Source organism: Stieleria sp. JC731, from assembly GCF_020966635.1.
In the GTDB taxonomy this organism is placed as follows: domain Bacteria; phylum Planctomycetota; class Planctomycetia; order Pirellulales; family Pirellulaceae; genus Stieleria.
In genome coordinates, this window is the sequence record NZ_JAJKFQ010000002.1 from 195,485 (window position 1) to 206,434 (window position 10,950).

Consider the following 10,950-nt stretch of genomic DNA (forward strand, 5'->3'; position numbering starts at 1 on the left):
CTGCCTTTCACCGCGGCAGCCGTATTTGAATTGATGCTGGATTCTGCCCCATCGGCCGCCATTGCAAATTGCTTGCCGGAATGTCCTCGAACGATCGAATTGAGCAATTTGCTTCGATATAAATCGGGTCAATGAACCCAAGTATTCGCCGTAACATCACCTTCATTCCTTCGCTTAGTCAGCAGACAAACGCCATCTGACTCTGAAAGCGAGAGTGCAACCGTGCCTAATTCACAACTTGAAAAACCAATTTACGGATACTTGGTCATTACCGTCGCGTTGGTCGTCGGCATGGTCTCGGCATCAGTTTTTGGCCAACCGCCCAAAGATTTGCCACCTGAATCAGCCACAACACAGCTGACCGAGAGTGTCTCGACTCCGCAGGTCAAACATTCGCAGCCTTCCGAGCAAGATTTCATCGCCTCGACACCAACGAATATCGAATTCGTGGTGTCTCATCCGCGAAAGTGGATTTTGGGCGTGCGCATTAACGACACGTCGCTCGGTGCGGTCGTCACTTCAGTCGTTCCGATGAGTGCGGCCGAGAACGCCGGACTGGAATCCGGGGATCGAATCATCGCAGTCGATGGTCAACAAGTCGGCTGGGTTGGCGGACAAACCGTGTCGCTACACCACCTCGTCGATGCATCTCCTAACGGTGTCGCTCGAATCCTGGTCCAAAAGCGTTCATCAAACCTGAAGGTCGTTTTGGTGCGTTTGCAAACGCTGGGGGAATCACTGGGCATGAATTCGTAGCCGACATGGGCGCGATACTTTGGGCCCACCAGATAAAGGCTTTCTGCATCGTGCCGGTGATGTGTTCGAATGAAAAACCCAAATTGGAACTGACATAAACAATTCCGTCAGCCGCATCACGGTTGCTTATCCACAACAACCAACTCTACCGCTTGGGCAAGCCTGCTAGCGACGACCAAGTTTGCTGGTCTTGACGAAAGTTCCAGCTAAGCCCCCACCCTTTCGGGAGTCCGCCACCCTGACGGTGAACCCTCAATCAAGCACCGGCCGATGGAAGGTTTACGCCAAGCCGACAGCTCTTGGCGAACAGACATGGCGGAAATGTGCCTCCCGAATAGACACGTCTCTGCCGTCAAGCTAACGCCGTATTCCAGAAGGATTTGGTCTGAGGATGGCTACAAAATCAGCTCAACAATGCAATTTTGCTCGGAATGGCTTTGGCAAACCCCATCTCCTGCGACAGGTCTTCACGGCTCAATTGCTACCAAAAACGCTGTCGAAAAAACTGTTTTGGTCATGCGATTGGACCACTGTCATTGCCTGCTCTTCGAGCTGCAAATTGCTAGTAATTCTGGCAGTGTTTGCGTCTCTGCTGAGCCAGATGGAATCGAAAGCGACTGCAGATGAACGGCAACAGAATCGTGTCCCAAGGTCGAATTTTTGCGGCCCGTATCACCACAACACCTCTACAGGCATCCACTTGGAAGCCAGCAATCCTGGGTGCTTCGAGACGTTCGCGACTGACATGGACCGTTTTCAAACGAAGGTTGCGCTTCAATGCAGTGGCATCGGAAACTTTGCACGGATGGAAGCAATGTCGCGGATGCGAGCTGCCTTTGACGCGGCGATCGATGCTAATGAGCGGCGGCTTCGGACGGGTCAAAAGCGAGACTCCGATGTAGTGCTGGCAAGTTGGAATCCCAATCCGCCTTCCACCACTGGTGCAGACACAGGAGGAAAGATCGTTTCCTTAATTGCGTCGGCTACAGAATTTGAAGACGAAGCCCCCGGCATCCCTTCCGCGGCCACCTCGGTTCCGACTTCTTCAGTTAGCCAGAATTGCACATCGTCTTTTCGCACGGTCTCGAAGGCGAATGGCCAATCGGGCAAAATTCAGTCCAACTGGTTTATCACAGGAGATCCGCCTAAGGGAACCAACTTTTTTCAGGCCGCGTCGGGCACCGAGACGGGCCCCAAACGATTGAATCACTTTTGCGATAACGGATTGTCGCAGACTTTTCAGGTCAATCCATTTTTTGAAAATGACGGCGTGGCTGGACAACAATTGAATTTAGATCGCGTCGCTGCTTTCGAAACACAGTTGTCGCGGACAAAAACTGATGAGAGAAAACAAACGGGTGTGAAGCGTCTGCCGGCCGCGACCGATGTAGACCAACATGGTGATTCCGACGCGTTACCGTTTTGGATGTTAGGGAAACACGTCCCGGTAATCAGCGAACCACTTCCCCCCGCGGGCTATGGATCAGCTCGATCGGCTGCTCAACAGCGTTTGCAAAGCGACCATCGTCGTTCTGAAATCATCGAAGCGGCGCCACCGATGAATGCGACGATCAGTCCTGTGGCGTGGGACACGATGTGGTGATCGCTGTGACTAAGCCGTCGACTGGGCACTGCGACAATCATCCACGCCGAATTTCTTTTGATCAAACATTGGCTGGGGACGTGCCTCAATTGCGGCAGAGTTAATTGACGACTAATTGCTCGGTTTGTCCGACCGCGTTAAACTCGCATGCGGCAGGGATCCGAGTACTTTAGGGCGGCCGGATCGGCTAGGCGGTGTCTCCTCGTGATCCCGACAATCTCGCGGAATTGATGCCTCGCCAAGTGTTTCAACATCTAATCGATCCGATGGCGTTTGGCTTTCGGGACTTTTCGGTGAAGAACACTTCCTCAATGCCGGCTTTGTTAGTGTTTGGATTTTGTCCTAGATTCTAAAGACCAGACACTTTGGCCGGGCTAACGTCCTTACCCACCTTTGCCAGTTCAATCCATTTCGGACGACCTCTATGACCTCCAGCGACAAATTCCAAACCCAAGACGTCGGAACCGCTCGATTGACTTATGGTGATCAGGAAATCGAGTTGCCGTTGCTGGAGGGAAATGAAGGCGAGCGAGCGATCGATATTTCGGCACTTCGTCGATTGACTGGCTTGGTCACCTTAGATGAAGGATTTGTGAACACGGGCAGCACCCGCAGCGCGATCACATTTTTGGACGGCGAAAAAGGTGTGCTCCGCTATCGCGGCTATCCGATCGAAGAACTGGCCGCCCACTGTGACTTTATCGAAGTCGCTTACTTGCTGATCCATGGCGAATTGCCAAACGCGGAAGAAGCGGCAACGTTCCGCAAAGGGATCCGCCACCATACGATGATTCACGAGGATATGCGGTCGTTCTACAACGGCTTCCCTCGCGACGCCCACCCAATGGCAATTCTATCCAGCGTTGTCGGTGCTCTCTCGACGTTCTACCAAGACTCGATGCAGGTCGATGATCCGCAACAAGTCGAGATTTCGATTTATCGTCTACTTGCCAAACTGCCGACCATCGCTGCCTACAGCTATAAAAAGTCGATCGGGCAGCCGTTCATGTATCCGAACAACGATTTGGATTACTGCGAAAACTTTCTGCACATGATGTTCGCGACACCGGCTCACGAACACTTGGTCGACCCAGACTTTGCCGAAGCATTGAACCTTCTGCTGATCGTCCACGCTGATCACGAACAGAACTGCAGCACCTCAACCGTCCGGATGGTTGGCAGTAGCAACGCGAATCTTTTCGCGTCGATCTCCGCCGGTATCGGAGCCCTCTGGGGACCACTACACGGTGGAGCCAACGAAGCGTGCGTGAACATGCTCGACAAGATTGCCAAAGACGGCGGCAATGTGAAAAAGTACGTCGACATGGCCAAGGACAAAAACAGCAGCTTCCGCTTGATGGGCTTTGGTCACCGCGTTTACAAGAACTTCGATCCGCGTGCCAAAATCATCCGCGCTTGCTGCGACAAGCTGCTAGCCAAGCTAAACATCGATGATCCGCTATTCGAAGTCGCTCAAGAACTGCAAGACGTCGCGCTTAGAGATGACTACTTCGTCGAGCGAAAATTGTACCCGAACGTCGACTTCTACTCTGGGGTGATCTACCGCGCGATCGGCATCCCGGTTCAGATGTTTACGGTCTTGTTCGCGATCGGTCGACTCCCTGGCTGGATCGCCCACTGGCGTGAACTGCACGCGAACCCAGGCAAGCGAATCTATCGCCCACGCCAAATCTATACCGGCGATACCGAACGTAAAGTGGTTCCTATCGAGCAACGATAGACCAGCTTTGCACTTCTGAAGGTGTTTGAAATAGACGACCACTCTTTCCGCGTTGTTAGAGTGAGTCGCCGGTCTGACGCGTGATGACTTGCTCCAAATACCTTCTTATTGCGATCCTATGACAGAGCTCGATCTTGCGACGCTGTTTGACCAGGGACTTGGCTACAGCGCTTTTCTGGACAAATACGCTAACGAGTCACAGCGTTCACGCTGGGACAAAGTCCACAACGCGGTGCAGATCACCGATGCGCAACGCCAACTGCTTTCCAGCTTTGTCCGAAAGATGAAGGTGCTGGTATCTGCAGGTGCTTGGTGCGGCGACTGCATCAATCAATGTCCGATCTTTGATCACATTGCCCTGATCAGCGAATGCATCGAAGTTCGCTATTTCGACCGTGATGATCACACCGAATTGGCCGACGCGATCCGCACCTGCGGAGGACGACGCGTCCCTTCGCTTTTGTTTGTAAGTGAAGACGATCAGATCTGCGGTCGCTATGGAGACCGAACGATAGCGACCTACCGACACTTGGCCGAGACGCAACTGGGCCCCAGTTGCCCCACCGGTTTCGGTGATGTCAATCAGCCACTCTTAGACGATGTCACTGCCGACTGGTTACGTGAATTCGAGCGAATCCAGTGGATGCTACGGCTGTCGCCTCGGCTTCGCGAAAAATACAACGACTGACCCCGCGAAGCATTTTCTAGCCCCGGCTTTTCTTTGCACTGAAGGAAATCGATCCCGCCGAATCGATCTCACCACGTGCGTTCTACCGAGCCGAGGATTATCGGCCCAAACTACAGTCCGCCCAACGACTGCTTTGCATAGCTTCAGTCTGAGCGTTACGTCCCTGTGCTTTCTCGGCGCATGACGGTTTCGGCGACAATGTCGACTCCATCAAAATTGAAGAACCCAGGCACAAGGCTAACAGCCGAGATCGGGATCTCGATTTTGACAGAAACCTCATCACCCGGTTGCGCCGTATCCAACTGCGAAGGTGTCACCGTGATGCTTGCACCGGTGATATTCATGATCTGCAGTTCTTCTCCAATGCGAGTTTGAACGTCAGAACTGGACGCGGTTGGTCGAATCCCCACACGCGCGCCTTCACGTGATGCTTGGATAATGGATTCTTTGATGATGCTGATACGACTCATTTCGATCAGTCCGAAAGTGAAGATCAACATCAAAGGAACGATCAAGGCAAACTCGACCGCCGCCGCTCCATGGCGTGCTTTTTTTCTTCGACGAATATTCATAATGACGAGGTATTTCGAAAGGTTATTATCGATTCAAAGCCAGGAACGAATGGTCTTGGCCAACTGCCTTTTGATTGATGGCTCGCCAAGTAGCCGCCATGATGTCGATAGAAACATACGTTTCGACGACCGTGACGACTACTCAGCAACAATCCAATCGCGATCAGTCAACCAACATGACTGGGGTGAATAGAAACTCACTCTCAGTAATGGATTCTTCGACGATCGAATAATGGGCGACCGTTGGTGCCGGCTGGATGGTGACATGCTTCTTGTTCATCGGACCAGTCAACTTCACACCCAGAATGCGAATGCCTTCGAAGCGAACGATCGTGTAGGTCGCGTTGTTACCGTTCCCGTGGACCGTCGTGAAAATTGGAATGATCCGGGGCTCGCCGATGATCTGTGCCAGTTCGGCTTTGATACCCGCACTGATACCGGTATCGCCGTTGAGCTCTAGTTCGTGATTGGAATCGAACTCCAGTGGCTTCCCTAGATCGACCATGTCCTGGGGCGAAATCCCATGAAGAATCTGTCGACGCAGGTCGCTGGTGCTGTTGTTCGCACCTCCGATGTCCACAGTCCCACGGTTGCCAGGCGAGCCCGTTCCGGTTGGGTAGAGCGAGCACTCGAAGTAGCCGTCTGAGCCATTGCTGACCGAACCGTTGGACCAAGTCAGATTGTCTTCGGTTTGCTTGGCAACGACCTTCTCCCATGTCTCCAGGTCGAGAGCGATCGGCAGGATGTTAAGTGTTTCGCCGGACTTGCGAGGACGGTGGAAGCCACCGATCTTTTTGAACAATGCTGCGGTGGAACGAGCTTCCAAAGATTGCTTGTGACGCCCAGTGACCGCACCAAAGAACAGCGAGATCGCCGAACCGGCCTGTTCGGTTTGACGCACATTGACACGGACAGCGTTGTAGTCAGTGTTGGATGTGTCCAAAACGCCGGTGTCTAGATCGTAGTATCCCATTTCGACGTCGGTTTGATCGTCAATAACGGGGATATTCGACGCGACTTTGTTTTTTGATGCGAACTGCGATGCAGAGTTTGCAACATTGGTTTGTGCTGAGGAACCGGCTTGGCCGCTAACAGCAGAATCGAACAATTCCCATGCACCTGACATCGCCGCCGCGTCTGCGGTCCGTTTGATCTCGGATCGTGAAACGCTAATGCGACCGAAATCAACCGCAACGGCGCTCATGATCAGCAAACCTGCGAGCAAGAAAACGCCGAACACGACGGCTGCCCCTTTGCGATGACGCTTGGGTAGGCGACGTCGTGCAGAAGGTGATAGTGGAACTTTAAACGCGTATTGAATGGATGAATGACTCACGGATCTATCTTGGGTTACTTGGTTTAGATTGAAGGCTTATGAAACCGGTGCAGGATTACTGCACGAACTGGTTCACAACGATCGTTTGCTGACTGCCATCGGTGCGAATCAAGCGAACGGTCTTCAAGCGAATCGATGCGACTCGGTTAGAACCGAACCCGATATCGACCGCAGCCAAGCTCTCAGCAGGTGTGTAGTCCTTCAAACTGTCGATGCCTTCGTCATCCATTTCGACCAAGTAGTCTGGGCCACCGAATACTCCCCATTGGTATCCGTATCCGTCTTTGACCGCGAACATCAATTTGTTGTTGAACACAGCCATTGCGCTGGTCCAACTGACGCGGTCATTGTCCCAAGCAAGCGTTTGGCTTACTCGGCTACGCTCTTCGTCTTGTGGCTGATCGCCAGTGAATGCACCGACGCGAAATCCACCGCTGGAATAGCCTTGCTCAGCGGCATAGTTCATCTGCAATTGGAAGTACAGATCTTCGCGTCCACCCTTTGGATACATAAAGAACGCGATCTGCGGCGAATTGATCGCCGGTTCTGGCTCATTGATGACCAGTTCCCAATCTTCTTCAACCAAGAAAACTTTCGGCTCCTCCGCCTGGGCGATCGAACCTAGAGCAAACAAGAAACACAAGCCCCCATAACAAAATGTGCGTGCAGCACCGCAAACTCTTGCAGCTTGTGACATGATGGTTCCCCAAATGTTTGAAATGACAAGGATGAACCAAGCCAAACTTGTTCCCTTTCGGTAGTCTGGCGATCCGTTCGCAACAGTCGCGAATGGACCCATAACTTTGCGTCCCACACTTGCATGTGGTTTGCCGTTTCGAGGGTTCGAATCGGGGAACCAGATGGATGGCTTGGTGTAGGCAACCCTATATCAATTCCGCACGGTAGGTCGCCCTAGAAGCATTTCTTGACACCAGTTTGGGTAAACGATTTTCTAGTTGTAACGATTACCCGGGGGGCTCCCATTAGCTTTTGCGGGACTCCCCTCTACCGGATTGGACAAACCTAAAAAGTATGCAGAAGGCAAGGCGATTGTGCGCCAAATTGAAGGCGATTTTGCCAAGGTGACCCAAAGGCACAGGCCACCGCGAAATCTAAGCCTAAGGATGAACCGCGATTACAGAGGTTTTGGCAACTCGCGAGGCCTGACGGTTTAGCCCAACCTTGATACTGATTAGCGCAGCTCTCGCGTGCGGCTGCTTGCCACCCCAGCGGATACTGATGCCGTCGCAGCAGGGCTTTCGAATCGCGAGAATTCAGCAAACAGAGGCAGGTGATCGCTGATGGAGTCCGCTTGCTCCGGCGAAAGCGAAAGATCTTCAGTAAAGCTGACAACACCGGTTCGCCCGGCGTATTCCGCGGTTACATTGCGATCGATCAGAATATGATCATTGGTTTTGCTGCGACTGACATTGGTTTTGATATCACCAGCAAGTGAGATCATCCCGTTGATCTGCGAGAGCTGCCCCAGGTGGTCCGGATCGACGTTCAAGTCTCCCATCAGGATGAAGTCTTCTTCCATTCGGAGTTTGAATTCAAAGTCGCGCACGCGATGAAAAACGCTTGCCAGAATGTTGATCTCGCTGTCCTGATCGTCCGGGTCCACTTTATCGGGGTCAGTATGAACATTGATCGCGGTGAATTGAAACGGGATCTGATCGCTCCCTGCTGGTAGCACCGTTTGGAATGACGCGACCATTGGTTCCCGGTACATCCGATCGCCACTATCGAGAACCACATAGGCACTGCCAGGGACAAATCGAATGCGCGTTCGGTTGTAGACAAACGCGTAGCACTCTTGCCGAGCTTCATTGCCAATCGGTTCGCTGATGACTGCCGAAAAAGCTCCACCAGATTGATTGAGCAAATCGATCAGTTTTTGCAGCGCCGCGCCGTCCTTCCCTCGAATCTCCTGTACTGCCACGAGATCGAATCGGCTGATGATCTGAGCCAGCGTGCCCATCACATCGACACCATGTTCATTCAGCCGCGTATCAGATTTCTTCGTGCCAAAGTTTTCGATATTGAATGTCGCCAACAAAATCTTGTCTTCTGGCGATGCTTCCAACTGCTCTAAAGAAACCGTTTCGCCGCGAAAGCTTGTGTCGGCGTCTTCGGAAAGAAAGTCGTCCAGTGACGAGAAGCTCAATCCACCGGTCAGCAACAGATAGATAGCGTACAACACCCCCGCAGACGTGGCTCCGGGGCCAAACCAACGGAGGAACGGTAGGCTGCTTTTGAATGAGCTCTTCTTACGACGTTTCGAAAAAAGTCCCACTCCGGCCTCCTTGCCGAATCCGCTGTGTCGTGCAACCTAATGGAACGAAGTTGCCAAAGGAATGAATTTTGCGAGTTGATGTAACCTGCTGCCTAAATGACACCAAACGTTCCGAACCACCCAGCCTTGAGGACTTTTCCCCAAAACCGGTCAGTGCGCCTACGGAACGCAGGTTACGTGCCGCTATAGAGAACAAACCGCTCCAGGGGCAATAGCAATCCAATGTCAGAGTACGAAAACATTCGACGCAGAGTCGCAAGGGTCCGCCGGATTGCGTCTTGGCTGGACAGTCGCTTCGTTATCCCCGGAACAGGTATTCGTCTGGGGCTCGATAGCCTTGTGGGTTTGTTGCCAGGGGCTGGTGACGTGGCGACAGCAGTCGTTAGCCTGTGGCTGATTGTCGAAGCCGCCCGAATGGGAGTTTCCTTTCGAACTCTGTTGAAGATGTTTATCAACCTGTTCGTCGATTCGACGTTAGGAACCATCCCGATCGCGGGGGACGTGTTCGACGTATTCTGGAAGTCCAATAACCGCAACGCAAAACTATTGGAAAAAGAGGTTGAACGAATTTACGGAATCCGCTCCGATGCCGAGTAATTCATCCCCAAACGACATCCCGGATTCCGAATCCCACGACGGCATCCATCCACCGGATGCTCAACACGACACTTGGCGATTTACGTTGCTGTGTCACCGAATCGGGAACGCCTTCAAGCGAACCGAAGGTGCGAAACCTAATTCATTGGATCAGGCGAGCTTGGTTCGCCAAACTGAAATCGCTGCTGGTGAATGCCACTGGGACTGGCTTTTTCAACATAGCCATTCGGAAAAGCTCTGGACCTGGGCGACAGACCCATTGATCACCCAACAACACGCGACAGAGCCATTCAGCGTTTGGGGAAACCACCAAGCGATCCGGCTTGCCGATCACCGACAGATTTACCTGGATTTCCAAGGAGACATCGGTGGCGATCGCGGTACGGTTGAACGAATTACGTCCGGCATCATTCGTTCAACCAGTCGCAACGAAGAGCAGTTCACATTCCGGGTAAAAATCCAAACGTCGACGTTCGACTGGGGAGCGACGGACATCGAAGTCGCTTTCAAAACAGACAACGCAAGGCCGGACCGTCAATCGATCGCGACGCCTTCGCCGTGGACGCTGTGGATTGGAAAAGTCAGCTGAGAATCACGTCGATCTTCCGCCGATGCGATTCGATAGACCGCTCCACGTGGTTCGAACTCCGCGAGAGTGCCTTCGCCTGACCGTCCTGCAAAACTGATTTGCCCTTCGGCAAGTTCGATGAATTCGACAATCACTGGCGAAGCATCCATCCCTTCGTACTTCTGCGGGATGTCGATCAACGCGACGGTCTCTCCGTCATGCGTATCCCAACGAAGATTCAGACTCGATTTGGCAAAGATCTTCGAAATGCTGTCTTGAATGCTGACCAAGGGCAGTGGCAGCGCACCGGCATAAATCGAGTTAATTTTGATTGCCAAGCAGTTGGGTTGATCCGTCATCTGAATTCCCAGATCACAGGAAACGACACCTTCAAAGCGACGGCTTTTGATTTGGGCGGCGGCAATGATGTTGCCTTCGTCGATTTTGATTTGCGGGTCCTGCAGTCCCTTGGCTTGCAACTTTTTAAAGTAACGTGGCATCTGATCGATCAACCACGCGTTGATTTGATTTTCAGCGAAGACGGCTTCCCAAAGGCCAGCCTGTTCAACATCCGCTTGCAATTGCTCGACACGAGCCTGCATCTTCTCGCTCGACTGAACGACTTCTGCGGTCGACGTTTTTGATGTCGAAATCGCCCGTTGATAGAACTCGGGGACTTTCTTTGTCTGGCGGTATCCCCACCATGCGCTGATCGACGCTGCAGCAACCAATCCTACGCAGACCAGCAAGACTCGCTTGATCAGACGTTTAAACATGGTGCCTCGCAAGAAAA

The 10,950-nt window shown here is 52.6% G+C and carries 11 protein-coding genes and 1 riboswitch; of the genes, 6 read left to right on the forward strand and 5 right to left on the reverse strand.

Translation table 11 applies throughout. The features are described from left to right. Nucleotides 1-222: 222 nt before the first annotated feature. The 4 genes from LOC67_RS06555 to LOC67_RS06570 all read left to right on the forward strand — a co-directional run bounded on the left by LOC67_RS06555 (nt 223) and on the right by LOC67_RS06570 (nt 4,788). Nucleotides 223-756: a PDZ domain-containing protein gene (locus LOC67_RS06555; protein WP_230261730.1), complete on the forward strand. Its 534-nt coding sequence runs from the start codon at nt 223-225 to the stop codon at nt 754-756. A gap of 745 nt (nt 757-1,501) precedes the next feature. Further along, the gene (locus tag LOC67_RS06560; protein WP_230261731.1) at nt 1,502-2,359 is read left to right on the forward strand and encodes a hypothetical protein; all 858 of its coding nucleotides are present in this window, start codon (nt 1,502-1,504) and stop codon (nt 2,357-2,359) included. A gap of 424 nt (nt 2,360-2,783) precedes the next feature. Next, the gene (locus LOC67_RS06565) at nt 2,784-4,100 is read left to right on the forward strand and encodes a citrate synthase (RefSeq protein ID WP_230261732.1); all 1,317 of its coding nucleotides are present in this window, start codon (nt 2,784-2,786) and stop codon (nt 4,098-4,100) included. A gap of 118 nt (nt 4,101-4,218) precedes the next feature. Next, nucleotides 4,219-4,788, forward strand: a complete 570-nt coding sequence (locus LOC67_RS06570; protein WP_230261733.1) for a thioredoxin family protein — start codon at nt 4,219-4,221, stop codon at nt 4,786-4,788. A gap of 155 nt (nt 4,789-4,943) precedes the next feature. Here the strand turns inward: LOC67_RS06570 and LOC67_RS06575 are convergent, their stop codons facing one another. The 4 genes from LOC67_RS06575 to LOC67_RS06590 all read right to left on the reverse strand — a co-directional run bounded on the left by LOC67_RS06575 (nt 4,944) and on the right by LOC67_RS06590 (nt 8,992). Further along, nucleotides 4,944-5,360, reverse strand: coding sequence for a TadE/TadG family type IV pilus assembly protein (locus LOC67_RS06575; protein ID WP_230261734.1), 417 nt, complete (start codon nt 5,358-5,360; stop codon nt 4,944-4,946). 163 nt (nt 5,361-5,523) lie between these two features. Beyond that, nucleotides 5,524-6,696 (reverse strand): pilus assembly protein TadG-related protein, encoded by a 1,173-nt coding sequence (locus LOC67_RS06580; RefSeq protein ID WP_230261735.1) that lies wholly within the window; start codon nt 6,694-6,696, stop codon nt 5,524-5,526. Between the two features lie 55 nt (nt 6,697-6,751). Further along, nucleotides 6,752-7,393: a hypothetical protein gene (locus LOC67_RS06585; RefSeq protein WP_230261736.1), complete on the reverse strand. Its 642-nt coding sequence runs from the start codon at nt 7,391-7,393 to the stop codon at nt 6,752-6,754. A 56-nt stretch (nt 7,394-7,449) separates the two neighbouring features. Next, a riboswitch (cyclic di-GMP riboswitch) is annotated at nt 7,450-7,538 on the reverse strand. 350 nt (nt 7,539-7,888) lie between these two features. After that, on the reverse strand, nt 7,889-8,992 hold the full coding sequence (locus LOC67_RS06590) for an endonuclease/exonuclease/phosphatase family protein (RefSeq protein WP_230261737.1): 1,104 nt from the start codon (nt 8,990-8,992) through the stop codon (nt 7,889-7,891). A 222-nt stretch (nt 8,993-9,214) separates the two neighbouring features. Between LOC67_RS06590 and LOC67_RS06595 the strand changes: the two genes are divergently transcribed. Together LOC67_RS06595 and LOC67_RS06600 are read left to right on the forward strand one after the other, a co-directional pair. Further along, nucleotides 9,215-9,589 (forward strand): DUF4112 domain-containing protein, encoded by a 375-nt coding sequence (locus tag LOC67_RS06595; protein ID WP_230261738.1) that lies wholly within the window; start codon nt 9,215-9,217, stop codon nt 9,587-9,589. Next, a complete protein-coding gene (locus LOC67_RS06600; protein WP_230261739.1) occupies nt 9,579-10,178 on the forward strand; it encodes a hypothetical protein in 600 nt (199 codons plus the stop codon). The genes LOC67_RS06595 and LOC67_RS06600 overlap by 11 nt, the downstream gene beginning before the upstream one ends. Here LOC67_RS06600 and LOC67_RS06605 read toward each other — a convergent pair. Further along, a complete protein-coding gene (locus tag LOC67_RS06605; RefSeq protein ID WP_230261740.1) occupies nt 10,124-10,933 on the reverse strand; it encodes a hypothetical protein in 810 nt (269 codons plus the stop codon). The genes LOC67_RS06600 and LOC67_RS06605 overlap by 55 nt on opposite strands. Nucleotides 10,934-10,950: the final 17 nt, after the last annotated feature.